An 18,097-nucleotide genomic window follows, 5' to 3' on the forward strand; every position below is an offset into this window, starting at 1 on the left:
CTCCGTTCTACAGGAACGGAAAACATCAGGACTCGGGCGGCGTATAGCTCGCCGCGCCCGCCGACAATTTCTCGATGCATTCGTCGATATGGCTCTGTTCGATATTGAGCGGCGGCAGGATGCGCACGACATTGTCGCCCGCGGCCACCGTCAACAGCCCGTGATTGTCGCGCAGATGCGCGACGAACGCACGGCTTTCGCTCTTGAGCTTGATGCCGAGCATCAGCCCCATGCCGCGCACGCTGTCGAACAGATGGTCGTGGTTCGGGATCAGTTGTTCGAGCGCGCCGCGCAACCGGTCGCCGGTCGCCTTCACCTGATCGAGGAAGCCCTCTTCCAGGATCACGTCGAACACCGCCTGCCCCGCCGCCATCGCGAGCGGATTGCCACCATAGGTCGAACCATGGGTACCGAACACCATGCCGCGCGCCGCCTTTTCGGTCGCGAGGCACGCGCCGAGCGGGAAGCCGCCGCCGATCCCCTTCGCGCTCGCCATGATGTCGGGTGTCAGGCCATATTGCTCATGGGCATAGAGGGTGCCGGTGCGCGCGACGCCGCACTGGACTTCGTCGAAGATCAGCATCAGGTCGCGCTTGTCGCAGATATCGCGCAGCGCCTGCAGGAAGGGCTGCGACGCCGGACGGATACCGCCCTCGCCCTGCACCGGCTCGACCAGGAAACCGGCGGTGTTGTCGTCGACCAGGTCGAGCGCGGCATTGATGTCGTCGAAGGGCGCATAGGCAAAGCCGGGCAGCAGCGGATCGAAGCCCTTGCGCAGCTTCTCCTGATTGGTCGCCGAAATCGTGCCGAGCGTGCGGCCGTGGAAGGCATTGTTGAAGGTAATCAGAACATGCTTCTCGGCATTGCCCGCGCTGGAATGATAGGCGCGCGCGGTCTTGATCGCGCATTCGACCGCCTCGGCGCCCGAATTGGTGAAGAAGACCGTGTCGGCAAAGGTGTTCTCGACGAGCCGCGCCGCGAAGGCCTCGCCCTGCGGGCTGCCATAAAGGTTCGACACATGGATCAGCGTCGCCGCCTGCTCCTGGATCGCCTTGGTCAGATGCGGATGGCCGTGGCCGAGCAGATTGACCGCGATGCCGCTCGCGAAATCCAGATAGCGCTTGCCGCGATCGCCGATCAGATACGCGCCCTCACCGCGAACCGGACGCACCCCGCACCGGGGATAGACGGGCATCAGCGGCGTGATCGACATGGCACAGCACCTTTCCAAGGAACCAAAGGAAAAAGGCGACCCCAAAGCGGGCCGCCCTTGTTCGGGCCGCTCCTATACTGCCGCGGCGAGAGCCGCGTCAACACAGGGGTCTAAAGCGATTTCGCGGCCTCCATCGCCAGCGCGACCGAGCGCTTGCGTGCGCCATGGTCGTACATCGACGAAGCGACGATCACCTCGTCGGCCCCGGTACGGGCAACGAAGGCCTTGAGGCCCGCGGCGACATCGTCGACGGTACCGACCGCCGAGCATTGCAGCACATGATCGAGGATCGCGCGCGCGTTGGGCGGCAGGCTGTCCTTGTAGCCGGCGACCGGCGGCTTCATCTTGCCCGGATTGCCGGTGCGCAGCGCGACGAACGCCTGCTGCTGCGACGAGGCGAGCCGTTCGGCCTCTTCGCGCGTGTCGGCGGCGAAGACGTTGAACGCCGCGGCGGCATAGGGTTCGGAAAGCTGCTCCGACGGCTTGAACTGGCGGCGATAGATGTCGAGCGCCTCGTCGAGCGCGTCGGGCGCAAAATGACTGGCAAAGGCATAGGGCAGGCCCAGCGCCGCGGCGAGCTGCGCGCCGAACAGGCTCGATCCCAATATCCACAATGGCACATGGCTCCCCTCGCCCGGCACCGCGCGGATGCCGAGCCGCTCGTCGCCGGCAAGGAAGGCCTGCAATTCGACCACGTCCTGCGGGAACTGCCGCTCATCGCTCGCCAGCGTCCGGCGCAGCGCCTGCGCGACGCGCTGGTCCGATCCCGGCGCGCGCCCGAGCCCAAGGTCGATGCGCCCCGGAAACAGCGCCTCGAGCGTGCCGAACTGTTCGGCGATCACCATCGGCGCGTGGTTGGGCAGCATGATCCCGCCCGCGCCGATCCGCATCGTGGACGTCGCATGGCCGATATGCGCGAGCACGACCGCCGTCGCGGCGCTCGCGATTCCCGCCATGCCGTGATGTTCGGCCACCCAATAGCGATGATAGCCCAGCGCCTCGGCATGGCGCGCGAGGTCGGCCGCGTTGGCGAGCGATTGCGCGATCGTCCCGCTGTCGGTGACGGGGACGAGGTCGAGGAAGGAGAGTTTCAGCATGCGGGCCGATATGCGGTGGGGGTGCGCGAGGTTCAAGGCGCGAAAGCTCCTCCTCTTCAGAGGAGGGGTTTGCAAACTATGCCCGCTCGTCCTTCGGCGAATCCATCAGCACATAGGTGGTGAGCGCATTGACCTGCGGCAGCACGCCCAGCACCTCGGTATGAAAATGCTTGTAGGCGGCAAGGTCGGCCGCCTCGACGCGCAGCAGATATTCGATCGAACCGGTGACATTGTGGCACTCACGCACCTCGGGCGCTTCGGCCATTGCCGCCTCGAACCCGGACTGCGCGTCCTTGGTATGGCGCGACAGGCCGACTGCGACATAGGCGATGAAGCCGGTCCCGACCCGCGCCGGGTCGATCCGCGCCCGATAGCCCCGGATCACCCCGCTTCGCTCGAGTTCCTGCACCCGGCGCAGGCAGGCCGAGGGTGACAGGCCGACGCGCTCGGCCAGCTCGAGATTGGAGATTCGCCCCTCGCGCGACAGTTCGCGCAATATCTTGCGGCCAATGGCATCAGTTTCGTTCATAGATTGCATATATTACCATCACGTCAGCCAACTTTGCAATCATTTGTCTCCCATATCGAATTATATTGCGCGCATGGAACAGACCACCCTTGCGGCGCTTTCCGCCTTCGCGTTCGCCACCTCGATCACGCCGGGGCCGAACAATATGATGCTGATGGCGTCAGGCGCCAATTTCGGCCTGCGCCGCACCGTGCCGCATGCGCTCGGCGTCGGCATCGGCTTCACGCTGATGATCGTGCTCGTCGGCGTCGGGCTGATGGAATTGTTCGACCTCTTTCCCGCCCTGAACCTGATCCTGAAGGTCGTGAGCGTCGTCTATCTCCTGTGGCTGGCGTGGAAGATCGCCAACGCCGCGGCGCCCGAAACCGGGGGCGGCGCGCGGGGCAAGCCGATGAGCTTCGTCCAGGCGATGCTGTTCCAATGGGTGAATCCCAAGGCCTGGTCGATGGCGTTGACCGCGATGGCGCTCTATGCCCCCGACCGCAATCTCGCCGCGGTCGCGCTGGTCGCCGCGGTGTTCGGCGTCATCAACCTGCCCTCGACCGGCCTGTGGGCGGTGATGGGACAGGCGCTGCGCGGCTGGCTGTCGAGCGCGGCGCGGCTTCGCGCCTTCAACTGGACGATGGCGGCGCTGCTTGTCGGATCGCTGGCGCTGCTGATCTGATTGCAAGGGCCGGATGCGGTCCTTATGCACGGCGCTCTCTCCCCTCCGGCAACAAGAGAGTCCATATCCATGAAGACCCGCCGCCTCGGCCGCAGCGCCATCACCGTCACCGATATCTGCATGGGCACGATGACCTTCGGCAGCCAGGCCGACGAGGCGACGGCGTTCCGCGTCCTCGACCGCTGCTTCGAGGCCGGAATCAATTTCTACGACACCGCCGAGGGCTATCCGGTGCCGCCCGACATCCAATGGGTCGGCCGGACCGAGGAGATCGTCGGCCGCTGGATGAAGACGAAGCCGCGCGACGCGATCATCCTCGCGACCAAGGTGTCGGGGCCGAGCCACGTCTGGTTCAAGTCGCCGTGCCGCGGCGGCACGACCGCGCTCGACCGCCACCATATCCGCGCCGCGGTCGAGGGCAGCCTGACGCGGCTGCAGATCGATTATATCGACCTCTATCAGACCCACTGGCCCGATCCTGACGCGCCTTACGATGCGATGATGGAGGCGCTGGACGAACTGGTGTGCGAGGGCAAGGTCCGCATTCTCGGTTGTTCGAACGAGACAAGCTGGGGTTTGATGAAGGCGCTCGGCGCATCCGAGCGGCTGGGGCTGGCGCGCTACGAGACGATCCAGAATAATTTCAGCCTCAACAACCGCCGTTTCGCGGACGAACTGGCGCAGGTATGCCGGCAGGAGGGCGTCAGCCTGATCCCCTATTCGCCGCTCGCCGGCGGAGTGCTGTCGGGCAAATATCAGGGCGGCGCCCGGCCCGAGGGTGCGCGCTTTTCGCGCTATCTGGCAATGGAGGGACAGCGGCAGGCGGCGATGGGGCGCCGTTTCGTCAACGACAAGTCGCTCGCCGCGACCGAGCGCTATCTGACGATTGCCGCCGAAGCGGGACTGCATCCGGTGACGATGGCGACCGCCTGGTCGAAACAGCACGACTTCGTCGCCTCCACCATCGTCGGGGTCAGCGCCGACGACCAGCTCGATCCGATCCTCGATGCCATCGATCTCGAACTGACGGACGATGTGATGAAGGCACTGAACCAGGTGGGCAAGGATATCCTCTATCCGATGGGATGAGCTAGCGGGACCGCTCCAGCGTCGGCCATTCGAGCACCAGCGCCTCGCCGACCCGGAGCGCCCGCCACGCCGCCGACAGCGCGTCGAATACTTCGAACACCCGCGGCGCGGCGGCGTCGAAGCGCGCCCGCTCGTCGGAACTCAGCGATCGGCGCACCCGCCCGGCCTCGCCCAGCGCCGCCTGCTGCGCCGCGCTGTCGGGACGCAAGCGGCGGCGCCATTCGATGTCGAACAGGAAGGCAGCGAGTTCCGAGAGTTCGCCCTCGCGGCCCTGTGCCTTCACCAGCCTCTGCCCTTTGGCGGCCTGTTTGCGCACCGTTCGGCGATGGTCCTTCGCGTCCCTGACGCCTTCCGCCGCGTCGACGCGAAAGCCGCCGGCATCGCCACCCGCGGCGATCTGCCCGAACACGCCGGCCTTCAGCCCGAGTACGCCCTCAACAACGAAATGCACCAGATCGTGCGGCAGATCGCGGTCGAAGCCCGGCGCAGGGTCCATGACCAGCGTCGGCGCATCGGCGCGCTCGACCCGCACGCTGTAGCGGCGCTCGCCCGACCGGATGAAATGCACCTTCATCGCATCGAAGGGCGGCAGCGTCAGAGCGCCGCCTTGAACAGCACGAGCATGCGTCCCCACGCCTTTTCGGCCGCCGCCTCGTTATAGGCGCGGCCGTCGGGCGGGCACCAGCCGTGGAGTGCCCCCTTGTAGACCTCGACCTCGTGCCATTCGGGGCGCGGATCGAGCACCGCCTTCAGCCGGGTCTTTTCCTCGGGGTTCTGCTGATCGTCATTGTCGGCGATCGCGAACAGGTAACCCGCTTTGGTCTCGGGGATCAGCAGGTGCGGGCTGTCGGGCTTGTCGGTCCCGACGCTCGCGCCATGGAAGCTCGCCGCCGCCTTGACCCGCTCGGGATTGAGCGCGGCGGTATAGATGACCATCGGGCCGCCCATGCAATAACCGGCGGTGCCGACGCCCTTCGCGGTGTCGACTTCCTTCTGCGCGTCGAGGAAGGCGAGATGCGCCTTGGCGTCGGTCGTGACCGTCGCCCGGTCGAGCCGCTTCAGATAGCCGAACAGCGTGTCGCGCACGCCCGGGTCGTCGAAATCATGGCCAGCATAGACCACCGGCGATTTCGCCCAGCGATAGAAGGGATTGACGCACAGCACGGCATACCCCTCCCCCGCCAGCCGGTCGGCCATCTGGCGGAAGGCGGGGCGCAGGCCGCGAATGTCGGGCCACATCAACACGCCGGGATGCTTGCCCTCGCCGGGCGCGGTGAAATAGGCGTCGCAGGTACCGTCGGCCGTGGCGATCTCCACATCGCGTCCCTGCACGCCTTCCGCCGCGCAGGCCGAGGCGGGGAGCATCGACGCGATCGCCCCGGCCCCGACCAGCGCCCCGAATTCGCGGCGCCGCACCGGCAGGCCGGCGCGGTCGAGATCGGCTTCGGTAATATCGTCGCACATTGCATCTCTCCTTCGCACTCGCTTTTCGAAAAGAGCGGAAAAGCGTGCAACTTCACTCGTGAATCCATGCGATCGCCGCCGGTTGTACAGCGGCGCTGCGGGCGAGCGAGCCATTTTTACGGCAACGCGAAAAAGCGCGGAAAACTGCGCAACTTCACACGCGATTTCCTATTTTCCCGATCATGCCGACGTCTGCGAAGTGCAGGCTAACCGACCGTGGCTTTGTAGGACAGCGGTTTTTCGCCGGGGTCAGGCAGCAACGTTAATCTCGTCGAAACCATGGGCCACATGATGGACCCCGACCTCGCGCAGCAAGGCGCCGTGGGCGGCACGGTCGACGATGTGGCCGGCGCCGCAGAAGCCGATCACCGTCATCCCGGCAGCGAGCGCCGCGCGGGCGCCGGTCGGCGAATCCTCGATCGCGAGGCAGGCGGCCGGATCGACGCCCAGTCCCTCGGCGGCGGCGAGATAGATGTCGGGGTGCGGCTTGCCGCGTTCCCAGCCGTCGGCGCTGTAGACATGGTCTGCGAAATGATGCGCGAGACCGAAGCGATCCAGCGCCCAGCCGATATATTCGGCGCGGCTCGACGAGGCGATCGCGCGCCGCATCGTGCCGAGGCCGGCGAGAAAATCGGCGGCGCCCGGCACCGCGTCGAACCCATCCATGAAGCGCGCCCGTGCGCGTTCGCGGTGGCGCTCGCGGAAATCGGCGGGCAGCGGCCGCCCGAAGCGTGCCTCGATCCGCCGCTGCGTCTCCTGCCAATTATGGCCGTAATAGTCGCGCAGGCATTCGTCATAGCTGGCCGCCATGCCGATCGCGGTCAGGCTCTCGGCCAGCGACCGATTGGCGCGCACCTCGCTGTCGGCGATGACGCCGTCGAAATCGAAGATGATCGCGGCGGGGGTCACTCCACCGTCACCGACTTCGCCAGGTTGCGCGGCTGGTCCACGTCGGTGCCCTTCGCGACCGCGACGTGATAGGCGAGGAGTTGCACCGGCACCGCATAGACGAGCGGGGCGATCAGCGGGTGGACGCGGGGCATCTCGATCGTCGCCATGCTGCCCTCGCCTGCTTCGGCGAGCCCCTCGGCGTCGGAGATGAGGACGATCTTGCCGCCGCGGGCCATCACCTCCTGCATGTTACTGACCGTCTTTTCGAACAGCGGGCCGCTGGGCGCGAGCACGATCACCGGCACCGCTTCGTCGATCAGCGCGATCGGGCCGTGCTTCATTTCACCCGACGCATAGCCCTCGGCATGTATATAGCTGATTTCCTTGAGTTTTAGAGCACCTTCGAGCGCGAGCGGATAGTCGGGACCGCGGCCGAGGTAGAGGACGTCGCGCGCCGGGGCGACAAGGTGCGCCATCGCCGCAATCTCTTCGTCATGCGCGAGCGCGGCGTTGAGCGCGGCGGGCGCCTCGATCAGATGCCGGACGATCTCGCGCTCCTCGGCCGCCGAGAGCTTGCCCTTGCGGAGCGCGAGGTGCGCCGCGAGGGCGGCGAGCACCGCGAGCTGACAGGTGAAAGCCTTGGTCGAGGCGACGCCGATCTCAGGACCCGCATGGGTCGGGAGCAGCAGGTCGGCCTCGCGCGCCATGCTGCTGGTCGGCACATTGACGACGACTGCGATCGTCTGTCCCTGCGCCTTGCAATGGCGCAGCGCCGCGAGCGTGTCGGCGGTCTCGCCCGACTGCGAGATGAAGAGCGCGAGCCCGCCCGGCTGCAGCACCGGGTCGCGATAGCGGAATTCGGAGGCGACATCGATGTCGACCGGCACGCGCGCGAACGTTTCGAACCAATATTTGGCGACCATGCCGGCGTAGAAGCTGGTACCGCAGGCGACGATGGTGATGCGGTCGATGCCGTCGAGGTCGAAATCCATCTGCGGCAGCGCCACCGTCTGTTCGAGCGGGCGGATGTAGGAGGAGAGCGTCTGCGCGACCACTGTCGGCTGCTCGAAGATCTCCTTTTGCATGAAATGGCGATACGGCCCTTTTTCGACTGCGGCGGCGGTGACGCCGGAAGTCGTAACGTCGCGCTCTACCTCTTTGTTTTCCCGGTCGAAAATACGCACGCCATCGCGCGTGATGACGACCCAGTCGCCTTCTTCGAGGTAGGCGATCCGTTGCGTCAGCGGTGCGAGCGCGAGCGCGTCGGAGCCGAGATAGGTCTCGCCCTCACCATAGCCGACGACGAGCGGCGAGCCGAGCCGGGCGCCGATCAGCAGATCGGGATGCTGGCGAAAGGCGATGGCGAGCGCAAAGGCACCGCGAAGCTGCGGCAACACCGCCTCGACGGCTTCCTGCGGGGATTTTCCGGCCTCCACCTGTTCGGAGATCAGGTGCGCGACCACTTCGGTATCGGTTTCGCTTTCGAAGCGGCGGCCGCGCGCGATCAATGCCTCGCGCAGCGGCCTGAAATTCTCGATGATGCCGTTGTGCACGAGTGCAACCTCGCCCGTGGCGTGCGGATGCGCGTTGCTCGTCGTCGGCGCGCCGTGCGTCGCCCAGCGGGTGTGGGCGATACCTACCGTGCCCGGCGCGGGATGGGCCGCGAGTTCCTTGACCAGATTGGCGAGTTTCCCTTCGGCGCGGCGACGGACCAGCGCGCCGTCCTTGACCGTGCAGACCCCGGCCGAATCATAGCCGCGATATTCCATGCGGCGCAGCCCGTCGACGAGGCGATCCGCCACCTGATCCTTGCCGATGATTCCGATGATTCCGCACATGGTTGGCCGGCTTTCCTTACAATGTATAGGGGATGCGGATGCCCGGCATGGAGGCCGGAAAATCCTTCGTGTTCCGCGTCACCAATACGCGGCCGCGAATCTGGGCGGTGGCGAGGATGATGGCGTCGGGCGATTTCAATCGCGGCCGTTCGCGGCGAAGCGCCGCGGCGCGATGCGCAATCTCGTCGTCGATCTCGTCCAGTCCGAAACGCGACAGGAACGACAGGATATCGCGCGCGGCCGCGTCGTCGCCCTTCGACAGGGCCTCGATCCAGGCGATCCGGCTGATCCACATGCGCGCACCGCTCTCGGCAATACGCGTCATCTCGCGATAGGCGGGACGATGATCCAGCAACGCGTCGATCAGGATATTGGCGTCGAGGCTATAGCCGCTCATGCGCGACGCTTGTCGCGCTTGGCCGCCGCCTTTTTGGTCAGCGCCAGATAATGCGCGCGTTCGCGGTCGTCCTCTTCGGTGAAATATTCGGGAGATTCGGCGCGAACCTCTTCATAATCGTCATCCCACGGGCGCGTCCATTCGGCGCTCCGCTGCCGATCATGGTCGCGCGGATCGATAGCGACGCCGTGGCGCGCCCATGCGCCGAAACCCGCCTCGATCCAGTCGAGCGGACCTTGCGGGCGATAGGCGGCCACTGCCTCGCGCAGGACGGCCGCGCGCGACTTGCCCTGCTCGGCGGCGAGCTGGTCGAGCCACTTGATGTCCTCATCGGGCAGGTCGGCTAGGATGCGAGTCATGATATACTGATATCATATCATGATATCATGTCAAGCACGGCCGAAATTGCGGTCGACGAAGATCATCGCGAACTGCACCGGGTCGGCCGGGCGGCCATTCGCCTGTTCGAACTTCGCCTGGCCGTCGGCCCAGATGCGGCGGATCTGCTCGGGCAGTTCGGGCGGAAAGTTCATTTGCTGCGCCACGATCGCGTCCCAACTTCCTGTCTTGCCAAGACTTTGGCGAAGCTGCGGTTCCATCGCCACGCAATAGGCGCGGGTCGGTTCGTCGAGTGCGCCGATCGCGTTCAGCACCCAGGCATCGACATAGCGCAGGAAGGGCTTGTCGTCATAGCGGTCGCTCACATCATCTCTCCGTCAGTGCCGGCCATTCGCTGCGCAGCAGGCCGAAAATCAGCGAATCGCGCACGCCGATATGCGTTTCCCATTCGCCGCGCAGCCGCCCCTCCCGCTGAAAGCCCAGCCGTTCGAGCAGCGCCACCGATCCGCAATTGTCGGGGTCGGTATCGGCATAGACGCGCCGAAGGCCGTGCCGGGCGAAGGCGAAATCGATGACGGCGGCGACCGCTTCGCGCGCGATCCCGCCGCCCCAGTGGCCGCGATTCAGGATATAGCCGATCTCGGCCACGCCGGGCCGCCGATCGATCAGGGTCACCCAGCCGAGCGCGCGGTCGGCGCTCGCCTCGGTGATCGCCCAGCACAGATGCCCCTGCTCCGTCGCGGCGTTGAAACGCAGATAGTCGCGCGTCTGCTCGACCGAGGCGTGCGGGCCGCTCGACCACCAGGTCATCAGATCGGCGTCGGACAGCACCGGAAACAGCGCCTCGGCGTCGTCCAGCCGCAACTGGCGCAGAACCAGCCGCGCGGTGGGGAGCGTCGGGGCGGTCACGTCGCCTGCTTATCCGCCTTCTTCTTGCGCATTGCATCGTGGAAGCGGTCGGCCCAGCCGGGCTTGACGAGCTGCTCGCCGCGGACGAGGCGCAATTCGCCATCGCCGACGTCGCGGGTCACCGCGCTGCCGGCGCCGACGATCGCGTCGCGGCCGATCCGCACCGGCGCGACCAGCGCGCTGTTCGATCCGATGAAGGCATTCTCGCCGATTTCGGTGCGATATTTGAAATATCCGTCATAATTGCAGGTGATCGTGCCCGCGCCGATATTGGCCCCCGCACCGACGCTGACGTCGCCCAGATAGGTCAGGTGGTTGGCCTTGGCGCCCTTGCCGATCTCGGCCTTCTTGGTCTCGACGAAATTGCCGATCTTCGCCTTCTCGCCCAGGACGGTGCCAGGACGAAGCCGCGCATAGGGGCCGACCTCGCACCCCGCGCCGATGACGGCGCCCTCGATATGGCAGTGGGCCCGAATCCTGACCCCGTCGGCCACCGAAACGCCGGGGCCGAAAAAGACGTTGGGCTCGATCGTCACGTCGCGGCCGAGCCGCGTATCCCAGGCGAACCAGACGGTTTCGGGGGCGATCAGCGTGGCGCCCTCGTCCATCGCGGCCTGCCGCCGCCGCGCCTGCCATTCGGCCTCCATCGCGGCGAGCTCGGCGCGGCTGTTGACGCCCGCCACCTCGGCGGCATCGGTTTCGATCACGACGACGCGCGCGCGCTCCGCGATCGCGCCCGTCGCGACATCGGGAAGATAATATTCGCCCTGCGCATTGTCGTTGCCGACCGCTTCGAGCAGGCGCCACATGTCGGCGGCCGCCGCGACGATGACGCCCGAATTGCACAGATCGACGGCGCGCTCGGCGTCGCTCGCGTCCTTATATTCGACCATCTTGCGGACCGTGCCGTCGGTATCGGCGATAATGCGGCCATAGGCGGCGGCATCGGCGGGGCGAAAGCCGAGCACCGCGACACGCGCGCCCGATTCGAGCGCGCCGCACAGCCGGCGCACCGTGTCGGCGGTCAGCATCGGGCAGTCGCCGAAGCAGACAAGGACGATGCCGTCGAATCCGGCGAGCGCCGCCTTCGCCTGCAAGGCCGCATGAGCGGTGCCGAGTTGCGGTTCCTGCACCGCGACCACCGCGCCGGTGCCGGCCAGCGCCGCCTCGACCTGTTCGCGCTTGTCCCCGACGACGACCACCGTCGCGGCGGGCGATAGCGCCGCAAAACCGTCCATCAAGTGCAGCAGCATCGCCCGCCCGGCGATCGGGTGCAGGACCTTGTGCAGGTCGGATTTCATGCGGGTGCCCTTGCCCGCGGCAAGGATGACGGCGGCGATCGCGTTGCTCATGCGCGCTGCCATGCCAGCAAATTGTTGCGGATTCCAGAGCGGCCCATCGCAATCAGCGACGGCGCCACTTGGTCCACAGGTGACGCGCGAGCATCGCGGGCGGCATGCGCAGCCAGTGCGAGCGGATATAGAAGGCCTGCTGAAGCAGGAAATCGCTCGCGCCGCCCCAATTGTCGCGCGCGAGCAGGCGGCGGCGATACCAGCGGTCGCCGGGATCGTGCCTGTCCCAGCCGGAGGGCAGCGTCGTGCCGTAAAGATCGCGCGCGAGCCGCGCCGCGCGGCGCACCTCGACCCGCAGCCCGTGCTTCGCCGCGCGCGCGTCGAGCCGGCCCCAGAAGCCCGCGTCCGCCGCGACGAAATCGCCCGCGAGACAATGGAAATCCCACAGGTTGCGCAAGCCTCCCTGCAGATCGCCGTCGGCGAGCATGTGGGCGGCACAGTGGCACGCCATGTCGATGGGGCAGAGTACCGCGAAGCCGCTGGTCGTCGGCACCGCGTCGGCGACGAGCGCGAGCGGATCGGGGGTCTTGCGATGGGTGCGCGGCAGAATCGTGTGGTGGACGTCGATCATCCGATCCCGCGCCTTGTGGATCAGCGGCGGCAGCTCGTGCATATGGTCGCGGTAATAGGCGTCGTCATAGGGGTCGGGCTTGACCCATTCCCACCCGCCTTCGAGCAGTTCGTTCTCGGCGCGGCCGATATCGTGCCAGGGAACGAGGATGTCGAGGTCGCCGATCTGCCGCCCCCGCGCGCACGACAGGCCCGCGGCGGCGTAGGCGGTGCCCTTGAGAAGCACGAACTCGGCGTCCTCGGCAAGCGCGCGGCGCGCCATTTCCGCCTCCCACAGCGCCTGGCGCTGCGCGATCTCGGCCGCCGCGCGCTGGTCGGCGAACAGCGCGGCGACCGGCGCGGGCAAGGCCGCGCCCTCGAGCCGAACCGAAAGCGTGCCGAGCAGCGCCTCGGCCCGCGCGACCGAGATCACGCCGTCCCATTCACGCGGGGCGAGGCTGGCGGCGTCGCGGCGCCCGGCGAGCAGGTCGACGAGGGCACGGACCGCGCTCACCGCCCCGCCTCCGCCCACAGCCGGTCGACGAGCGCCAGACCGGTCGCGCTGTCAGGATAGGAAAGCGCGAAGGCCGGCGTTTCGCGCACCAGCCGCGTCAGCGCCGCGAAACCCGCCTCGCCGAGCGCGGTGTAATTTGTCGACGCCTCGGTCAGCCGCACGAAGGCTTCGCCCTCGCCCATCGGCTCGACCGCCGCCGCCGCGCCGCCGAAGCGCGGGAAGAGGATCAGCGCCGGGCGCGCGGGGTCGTGCATCGCGGCGATGGCGTCGGGGCGCGGGATCAGGTGGCGGATATCGCCCTTGGGCGTTCCGGCGAGCAGTGGGCCAAGCCGCGCCGGGTCGACCCGCGCCGCCATTTCGGCGATCGCCTCATTCTTCAGGCTGACCGCGCGCGGAAAGGCCAGCGCGTCGCCGCTGTCCGGCGCGATCAGGGTGAACTCGTCGCTCATCAGCCGCCATCCGGTCTCGCCGAGCAGCGCCGCCAGCGTCGATTTTCCCGATCCCGAAACACCCGACAGGATGACGGCGCGTCCGTCCTTTTCCACCGCGCTCGCGTGGAGGAGCAGGTGGCGCCGCCAGCCGAGCGCGACCTGCAGATTCATCCCCATCTCGGCCGCGAGCAGGCCCATCGCCAGCGGCAGCGGCAGCGCGTCGGGGACCGTGAAATCGCCGCCGATCTGCACCGAGGGGCGCAGCCAGCGCCGCCACGGCCGCGCCGCGAACAGCCGCACCGTCGCATCGGCGGGACGCTCCGGATCCTGAGGATAGCTCGCGTAGAGCCGGTTCAGCGCCGCAATCGGCCGCGCCCAGTCGCTGCCGATCCGAAACTGCACGGGGCCGACCGCGATGCGGGTGTCGTGTCTCACGTCGGCGCCACCAGCCCCATGGCCGCCAGCTCGCGCAGCCGCGCCGCGACCACCGCGCGCGCGTCGCCCTCGACCGACAGGTCGAAACGCTCGGCCAGCCGCACCGCGAGCGCCGCTGCATCGCACGCGTCCTCCGCCATCGCCGCCAGCATCTCGGGCACCGGCGGAACCACCAGATGCGTCTGCATTGAGCGCCGGTCGAAAATCGCGGTCAGCTCGCCCAGCGGCTCGATCCGCAGCGCGTCCGCCGGCGCGGCGCGATAGGCGGGATCAATCATAGTCTTTGGCGGCGTGGATCAGCTTCGCCAGGATCGCCATCAGCGCCTGCCGTTCCTTGCCGCTGATATGCGATTCGAGCCGTTCCTCGGTCGAGAGCGCGGCGGGGACGATCGCGTCGTAGAGCGACCAGCCGGTCTCGGTCAGTTCCAGATGGTGCGAGCGCCCGTCGGCTTCGTGCGCCTGCCGCCGGATGAGCTGCCGGTCGGCGAGCGCCTTGGCGGCGCGGTTGACCGTCACCTTGTCCATCCGGGTCTTGGCGACCAGCTCGCGCTGCGTCTTCGGCGCCCCCTCGCCGAGAACCGCCATCAGCCGCCATTCGGGAATCTTGAGCCCGAAGCGGTTCTGATAATCGGCGGCGATGCGCTCCGACAGCGCATTGGACGCGATCGACAGCCGGTAGGGAAGAAATTGATCGAGGTTGAGCGTCTTGGCGACCATAGCCGTCATCCTATCGCAGCATGCGCGCGCCGAAAACCCGGAATGAAAAGCCGAACGAAGAAGCCCGCGCGCCCTACCCCGCCTTTACGGCGTCGGGGTGCGCTCGCTGGAATGCCTCCAATTCCCTGCACGCCGCGTCGATTTCGACCAGCCGCGGGAAATTCTCGACCGGCACGTCGAACCGGCGGGCGTTGTACATCTGCGGCACCAGGCAGCAGTCGGCGATTCCCGGCGCGTCGCCGCCCAGATAGCGCCCCTCGCCCGCCATCGCCTCGAGCGCGTCGAAGCCTTCGACGATCCAGTGGCGATACCAGCGGTCCCGGGTCTGCTCGTTGAGGTCCAGATCCTTCTTCAGATATTTGAGCACGCGCAGATTGTTGAGCGGATGGATGTCGCACGCGACGACATGCGCCTGCGCGAGCGCGACCGCGCGCGGCATCGGATCGTCGGGGATCAGCCGCGGTTCGGGATGCGCGCGGTCGAGCCAGTCGATGATCGCAAGGCTCTGGATGATCGCTTCGCCGTCGGCGACGAGCATCGGCACGAAACCCTGCGCATTCTGCGCCAGATAGGCGTCGCTCTTCTGCTCGCCCGCGATCAGGCTGACCTCGACGCGCTCGTAAGCGAGCCCTTTCAGGTTCAGCGCGATCCGGACCCGATAGCTGGCCGAGGAGCGGAAATAATCGTGGAGGACGAGGGTGGTCATTTGAGTGGGCCTCTTGATTCCAGACCGCCCCATCCCCGTTCGTGCTGAGCTTGTCGAAGCACTGTTCTTCCTTCGACGTCGCAAAAAAGAACGGCCTTTCGACAAGCTCAGGGCGAACGGTTTTGAGGGCGGCGACATATGCCGATACGCAGTTGCCGCCTAATGCCCGTCCTTCGGCATCCGGGCAATCCACTCCCGCAGCAGCGCCGCGCCTTCCTTGTGCACCGTCGAGCGCCCCACCTCGGGCATCGCAATTCCGGCCTCGAGGCTTTCCAGGCGATAGATGAGGAAGCTGTGGTCGGGATCGCCGGGCAGAATCGCGAAATCCATCCCGCCGCTGCCGCGACCGGCCGCGGTCGGGCGCTTGCCGATGCCATAGTTGACGCCGACGGGGTCGGTCCAGCGCAGGAACAGCCCGCTGTTCGACGCGCTGCCCTGCGGGTTGTGGCAATGGGCGCAATTGACATCGAGATAGGCCCGCGCCCGCTGTTCGAGCGAGCCGCTCGCGGGATCGTCCCAGCGCGGCATTGGCACCGCCGCTTTCGGCGGTTCGACGAAAAAGCGCGCGAAGTCGGGACGGCTGAGCGCGGTGCCGAAGTCGATGTTCGCCGCCTTGGGCCCGATAGGCAGGATCGCGCCCGCCTTGCTGTGGCATTCCTTGCACTGATTCTTGTTCGGCACCGCATAGCGGATGCTGTGCGCTTCGCCGTCGGGGCTCCTGAAGCTGACCGGCACCCGGCGCCCGGCAAGGGCCAGCGTCGCATCCTTGCCGTCGGCGTCCCAGATATAGGGCAGCGCGGTCCAGCCGTCGGCGCGGTGGATCAGCAGCCGCGTCTCGACCGGACGACCGCCATTCTGCTCGGGCCAGCCGAAACTCTTCACGATCAGGCTGCCGATCGGAAAGTCGATGTGACCATCGGCCGCGGTGCTCGCCTGCTGTCCCGGCGGCACCCAGATCAGCCGGTGCTTTTCGGCATAGTCGCTGAACAGCGGCGTGTGCAGCGTATAGGGCAGCAGCGCGTCGACCGGCTCGCTCGTTCCGGTGCGGAAAATTCCGAAGGCGGACAGTTTTTTCGGCATGTCCGCGCCGTCGATGACCGCCTGGTTCGGCCCCGGCTCGGGCACCGCGACCGCGCCGCTCGCGCACAGCAGCGCCGCGGCGAAGGCTGCGGCGATACGCTTCACTGGACCCGCGCCTCCATGCTCGCCGGCAGGGTGATGCCGGGCAACGGCGCCGGTGCCTCGCCCTTCAGGTCGGCGGGCGACGGCTTCGCCTCGCTCTGCGGCGTCGACACGTCGGGCAGGTTCAGCGACAGCACGCCGACATCGTCGTTGACGATCGCATTCCCCGCGCCGTCCCACAGCACCGGCGGGATGCTGCCGCCCATCGCCGCCGCGATCTCGGCGCCGCCCGGAAAGGCCGGGGCGAAGCCCGCCTTGCCATGCTCATTGTCCCACACCGCGATATCGCGGGGCAGCGGCTGATACTTCGCGTCGTCATAGGGGTAGCGATAGCCGACGATCATCACATTGGCGGTGCCGTTGTCGGCCAGCATATTGTCGAAGATCTCGACCCGGCTGTTCGCCATCACCAGCACCCCGGTGCCGGTCGGAACGCTCGCGACAATATTGCCCTTGGGCGCGAAATTCGGGGTGCTGTTGTCATGCACCATATTGTCGAAGACGCGGACATTGTGGCCGCCCTGCTGCGGCAGGCTGGGCAGGTCGAACACCAATATGCCGCCGCTATTCTTCGTCGCGACATTGTCGTGCACGTCGGCGTCGTAGCAATTCTCGATCTCGATCCCCGCGACATTCTCCATCGCGATCGAATCGCGCACGACGATATTCTTCGACTGGCCGACATAGATGCCCGCATCGGACGCGCCGCGGACATAGACGCTGTCGATCAACACGTCGCTGCTCTCGACCGGATAGATGCCATAGGCGCCGTTGGTTTCCTTCGGCCCCGCGGTCCATTCGACGCGAAGCTGGTGATAGACGATGCGGTCGGCGCCCTTAGACTTGATGCCGTCGCCTTTCGTGTTGAGCACCGCGAAGTTGGTGAGATAGACGTCGTCCGAGGTGACAAGCAGCCCCTCGCCCGCGCCCTGCTGGCCCGCGAAATCGAGGATCGAGCCGGCGCCATCCTTCGTCCCCGCGCCGCGCACCGTGACATTGTCGACGTCGAGCGACAGCCCGTCGGTCAGCGTCCATGTTCCCGCGCCCAGTTCGACCACGTCGCCCGGCTCGGCGAGGATCAGCGCTTCCTGCAATTTCTCGTTGGCGTCGGGGGCACCGGCGCTGACGCTGATCGTCTTCGCGGCGGCGGGCGTCGCGGCGACGGCGAGCACGGCAAAGGACAGCAGGGCTGCCCGCGGCAAATAGGTGACTCGCATATCTCTCTCCCTTGTTTTGCCCGTGTCATGCGACAAGAGTGAGCGGAAGCCAAGCCATGTTGCTGACATCGGTGTAGCTAAAACAGGGGGAGAGGTCGCAATGTTTCACATCTATCTCGTGGCGCTCGTCGCGCTCGCGGTTCCGGCCGCCGCCGCCGCGGCTCCGGTGTCGATCGTCGGTCGCTGGAAAACCGACGACGGCAAGGGCATCGTCGACATCGTGCCGTGCGGCGCCAAGCTGTGCGGCCGCATCCACCGCCTGCTGATCGACCAGCCCGCGGGGGGACAGCGCGACGAGCGCAATCCCGACAAGAGCAAGCGCGGGCGCATGGTCGTCGGCCTTCGGATCTACTGGGACCTCATCGCCGACGGGGCGGGCTGGCGCGGTCAGGGCTACAGCCCCGAGGACGGGCGCTATTACCGGGCGCATCTTCGCGCCAAAGGCAACAAGCTGACGATGAAAGGTTGCGTCGCCGTCTTCTGCCGGACGGTGACGTGGACGCGGGTGAGCTAGGACGGATCGACATTCAGAAGATGGCGAGCCGAAAATGGTGGTTTTCCGTG

General features: G+C 67.0%; 22 protein-coding genes. 3 read left to right on the forward strand and 19 right to left on the reverse strand.

Annotated elements, in window-relative coordinates; all coding sequences use genetic code 11:
• Positions 1 to 25: 25 nt before the first annotated feature.
• The 3 genes from FHR21_RS07455 to FHR21_RS07465 all read right to left on the reverse strand — a co-directional run bounded on the left by FHR21_RS07455 (position 26) and on the right by FHR21_RS07465 (position 2,839).
• Positions 26 to 1,213 carry an aspartate aminotransferase family protein gene (locus FHR21_RS07455; protein WP_184096841.1) on the reverse strand — a complete coding sequence of 396 codons (1,188 nt, stop codon included), beginning with the start codon at positions 1,211 to 1,213 and terminating at the stop codon, positions 26 to 28.
• Between the two features lie 110 nt (positions 1,214 to 1,323).
• Positions 1,324 to 2,310 carry an LLM class flavin-dependent oxidoreductase gene (locus FHR21_RS07460; RefSeq protein ID WP_184096844.1) on the reverse strand — a complete coding sequence of 329 codons (987 nt, stop codon included), beginning with the start codon at positions 2,308 to 2,310 and terminating at the stop codon, positions 1,324 to 1,326.
• A gap of 76 nt (positions 2,311 to 2,386) precedes the next feature.
• Positions 2,387 to 2,839, reverse strand: a complete 453-nt coding sequence (locus FHR21_RS07465; protein ID WP_184096845.1) for an Lrp/AsnC family transcriptional regulator — start codon at positions 2,837 to 2,839, stop codon at positions 2,387 to 2,389.
• Positions 2,840 to 2,912: 73 nt separating this feature from the next.
• Here FHR21_RS07465 and FHR21_RS07470 point away from each other — a divergent pair, with 73 nt between their 5' ends.
• Positions 2,913 to 3,503: a LysE family translocator gene (locus tag FHR21_RS07470; protein WP_184096847.1), complete on the forward strand. Its 591-nt coding sequence runs from the start codon at positions 2,913 to 2,915 to the stop codon at positions 3,501 to 3,503.
• A gap of 69 nt (positions 3,504 to 3,572) precedes the next feature.
• The gene (locus FHR21_RS07475) at positions 3,573 to 4,592 is read left to right on the forward strand and encodes an aldo/keto reductase (RefSeq protein WP_184096849.1); all 1,020 of its coding nucleotides are present in this window, start codon (positions 3,573 to 3,575) and stop codon (positions 4,590 to 4,592) included.
• Position 4,593: 1 nt separating this feature from the next.
• Here FHR21_RS07475 and FHR21_RS07480 read toward each other — a convergent pair whose 3' ends face one another.
• From FHR21_RS07480 to FHR21_RS07555, 16 genes are all read right to left on the reverse strand, one after another.
• On the reverse strand, positions 4,594 to 5,166 hold the full coding sequence (locus FHR21_RS07480; RefSeq protein ID WP_184096851.1) for a hypothetical protein: 573 nt from the start codon (positions 5,164 to 5,166) through the stop codon (positions 4,594 to 4,596).
• Between the two features lie 20 nt (positions 5,167 to 5,186).
• Positions 5,187 to 6,056: a dienelactone hydrolase family protein gene (locus FHR21_RS07485; RefSeq protein ID WP_184096853.1), complete on the reverse strand. Its 870-nt coding sequence runs from the start codon at positions 6,054 to 6,056 to the stop codon at positions 5,187 to 5,189.
• Between the two features lie 249 nt (positions 6,057 to 6,305).
• Positions 6,306 to 6,965 (reverse strand): HAD-IA family hydrolase, encoded by a 660-nt coding sequence (locus FHR21_RS07490; RefSeq protein WP_184096855.1) that lies wholly within the window; start codon positions 6,963 to 6,965, stop codon positions 6,306 to 6,308.
• Positions 6,962 to 8,785, reverse strand: a complete 1,824-nt coding sequence (gene glmS / locus FHR21_RS07495) for a glutamine--fructose-6-phosphate transaminase (isomerizing) (protein WP_184096857.1) — start codon at positions 8,783 to 8,785, stop codon at positions 6,962 to 6,964. Before glmS ends, FHR21_RS07490 begins: the two co-directional genes overlap by 4 nt.
• Before the next feature lie 16 nt (positions 8,786 to 8,801).
• Positions 8,802 to 9,182: a PIN domain-containing protein gene (locus FHR21_RS07500; protein WP_184096859.1), complete on the reverse strand. Its 381-nt coding sequence runs from the start codon at positions 9,180 to 9,182 to the stop codon at positions 8,802 to 8,804.
• A complete protein-coding gene (locus FHR21_RS07505) occupies positions 9,179 to 9,541 on the reverse strand; it encodes a ribbon-helix-helix domain-containing protein (RefSeq protein WP_184096861.1) in 363 nt (120 codons plus the stop codon). Before FHR21_RS07505 ends, FHR21_RS07500 begins: the two co-directional genes overlap by 4 nt.
• A 30-nt stretch (positions 9,542 to 9,571) precedes the next feature.
• Complete coding sequence (locus FHR21_RS07510) at positions 9,572 to 9,886, reverse strand: hypothetical protein (protein ID WP_184096863.1); 315 nt, start codon at positions 9,884 to 9,886, stop codon at positions 9,572 to 9,574.
• A gap of 1 nt (position 9,887) precedes the next feature.
• On the reverse strand, positions 9,888 to 10,430 hold the full coding sequence (locus FHR21_RS07515; RefSeq protein ID WP_184096865.1) for a GNAT family N-acetyltransferase: 543 nt from the start codon (positions 10,428 to 10,430) through the stop codon (positions 9,888 to 9,890).
• Complete coding sequence (glmU, locus tag FHR21_RS07520) at positions 10,427 to 11,794, reverse strand: bifunctional UDP-N-acetylglucosamine diphosphorylase/glucosamine-1-phosphate N-acetyltransferase GlmU (RefSeq protein WP_184096867.1); 1,368 nt, start codon at positions 11,792 to 11,794, stop codon at positions 10,427 to 10,429. Before glmU ends, FHR21_RS07515 begins: the two co-directional genes overlap by 4 nt.
• Positions 11,795 to 11,834: 40 nt before the next feature.
• Positions 11,835 to 12,845, reverse strand: a complete 1,011-nt coding sequence (locus FHR21_RS07525; protein WP_184096869.1) for a nucleotidyltransferase family protein — start codon at positions 12,843 to 12,845, stop codon at positions 11,835 to 11,837.
• Positions 12,842 to 13,711: an HprK-related kinase A gene (locus FHR21_RS07530; protein WP_184096871.1), complete on the reverse strand. Its 870-nt coding sequence runs from the start codon at positions 13,709 to 13,711 to the stop codon at positions 12,842 to 12,844. Before FHR21_RS07530 ends, FHR21_RS07525 begins: the two co-directional genes overlap by 4 nt.
• Positions 13,708 to 13,989: an HPr-rel-A system PqqD family peptide chaperone gene (locus FHR21_RS07535; RefSeq protein ID WP_184096873.1), complete on the reverse strand. Its 282-nt coding sequence runs from the start codon at positions 13,987 to 13,989 to the stop codon at positions 13,708 to 13,710. Before FHR21_RS07535 ends, FHR21_RS07530 begins: the two co-directional genes overlap by 4 nt.
• Positions 13,982 to 14,428: a MarR family winged helix-turn-helix transcriptional regulator gene (locus FHR21_RS07540; RefSeq protein ID WP_184096875.1), complete on the reverse strand. Its 447-nt coding sequence runs from the start codon at positions 14,426 to 14,428 to the stop codon at positions 13,982 to 13,984. Before FHR21_RS07540 ends, FHR21_RS07535 begins: the two co-directional genes overlap by 8 nt.
• 73 nt (positions 14,429 to 14,501) lie before the next feature.
• Positions 14,502 to 15,134 (reverse strand): maleylacetoacetate isomerase, encoded by a 633-nt coding sequence (gene maiA, locus FHR21_RS07545; protein ID WP_184096877.1) that lies wholly within the window; start codon positions 15,132 to 15,134, stop codon positions 14,502 to 14,504.
• A 159-nt stretch (positions 15,135 to 15,293) separates the two neighbouring features.
• Positions 15,294 to 16,319, reverse strand: a complete 1,026-nt coding sequence (locus FHR21_RS07550; RefSeq protein ID WP_184096879.1) for an SO2930 family diheme c-type cytochrome — start codon at positions 16,317 to 16,319, stop codon at positions 15,294 to 15,296.
• Positions 16,316 to 17,533, reverse strand: coding sequence for a parallel beta-helix domain-containing protein (locus FHR21_RS07555; RefSeq protein ID WP_184096881.1), 1,218 nt, complete (start codon positions 17,531 to 17,533; stop codon positions 16,316 to 16,318). The genes FHR21_RS07550 and FHR21_RS07555 overlap by 4 nt, the downstream gene beginning before the upstream one ends.
• Before the next feature lie 100 nt (positions 17,534 to 17,633).
• Between FHR21_RS07555 and FHR21_RS07560 the strand changes: the two genes are divergently transcribed.
• Positions 17,634 to 18,047, forward strand: coding sequence for a DUF2147 domain-containing protein (locus tag FHR21_RS07560; RefSeq protein ID WP_184096883.1), 414 nt, complete (start codon positions 17,634 to 17,636; stop codon positions 18,045 to 18,047).
• Positions 18,048 to 18,097 lie beyond the last annotated feature (50 nt).

Origin of the sequence: Sphingopyxis panaciterrulae, assembly GCF_014199295.1 — a bacterium.
Taxonomy (GTDB): Bacteria; Pseudomonadota; Alphaproteobacteria; order Sphingomonadales; family Sphingomonadaceae; genus Sphingopyxis; species Sphingopyxis panaciterrulae.

What these genes read in the sequence shown, in the direction of transcription:
- FHR21_RS07455 (WP_184096841.1), bottom strand. Translation starts at nt 1,213, where the DNA reads ATGTCGATCACGCCGCTGATGCCCGTCTATCCCCGGTGCGGGGTGCGT.
- FHR21_RS07460 (WP_184096844.1), bottom strand. Translation starts at nt 2,310, where the DNA reads ATGCTGAAACTCTCCTTCCTCGACCTCGTCCCCGTCACCGACAGCGGG.
- FHR21_RS07465 (WP_184096845.1), bottom strand. Translation starts at nt 2,839, where the DNA reads ATGAACGAAACTGATGCCATTGGCCGCAAGATATTGCGCGAACTGTCG.
- FHR21_RS07470 (WP_184096847.1), top strand. Translation starts at nt 2,913, where the DNA reads ATGGAACAGACCACCCTTGCGGCGCTTTCCGCCTTCGCGTTCGCCACC.
- FHR21_RS07475 (WP_184096849.1), top strand. Translation starts at nt 3,573, where the DNA reads ATGAAGACCCGCCGCCTCGGCCGCAGCGCCATCACCGTCACCGATATC.
- FHR21_RS07480 (WP_184096851.1), bottom strand. Translation starts at nt 5,166, where the DNA reads ATGAAGGTGCATTTCATCCGGTCGGGCGAGCGCCGCTACAGCGTGCGG.
- FHR21_RS07485 (WP_184096853.1), bottom strand. Translation starts at nt 6,056, where the DNA reads ATGTGCGACGATATTACCGAAGCCGATCTCGACCGCGCCGGCCTGCCG.
- glmS (WP_184096857.1), bottom strand. Translation starts at nt 8,785, where the DNA reads ATGTGCGGAATCATCGGAATCATCGGCAAGGATCAGGTGGCGGATCGC.
- FHR21_RS07500 (WP_184096859.1), bottom strand. Translation starts at nt 9,182, where the DNA reads ATGAGCGGCTATAGCCTCGACGCCAATATCCTGATCGACGCGTTGCTG.
- FHR21_RS07505 (WP_184096861.1), bottom strand. Translation starts at nt 9,541, where the DNA reads ATGACTCGCATCCTAGCCGACCTGCCCGATGAGGACATCAAGTGGCTC.
- glmU (WP_184096867.1), bottom strand. Translation starts at nt 11,794, where the DNA reads ATGGCAGCGCGCATGAGCAACGCGATCGCCGCCGTCATCCTTGCCGCG.
- FHR21_RS07535 (WP_184096873.1), bottom strand. Translation starts at nt 13,989, where the DNA reads ATGATTGATCCCGCCTATCGCGCCGCGCCGGCGGACGCGCTGCGGATC.
- FHR21_RS07540 (WP_184096875.1), bottom strand. Translation starts at nt 14,428, where the DNA reads ATGGTCGCCAAGACGCTCAACCTCGATCAATTTCTTCCCTACCGGCTG.
- maiA (WP_184096877.1), bottom strand. Translation starts at nt 15,134, where the DNA reads ATGACCACCCTCGTCCTCCACGATTATTTCCGCTCCTCGGCCAGCTAT.
- FHR21_RS07555 (WP_184096881.1), bottom strand. Translation starts at nt 17,533, where the DNA reads ATGCGAGTCACCTATTTGCCGCGGGCAGCCCTGCTGTCCTTTGCCGTG.
- FHR21_RS07560 (WP_184096883.1), top strand. Translation starts at nt 17,634, where the DNA reads ATGTTTCACATCTATCTCGTGGCGCTCGTCGCGCTCGCGGTTCCGGCC.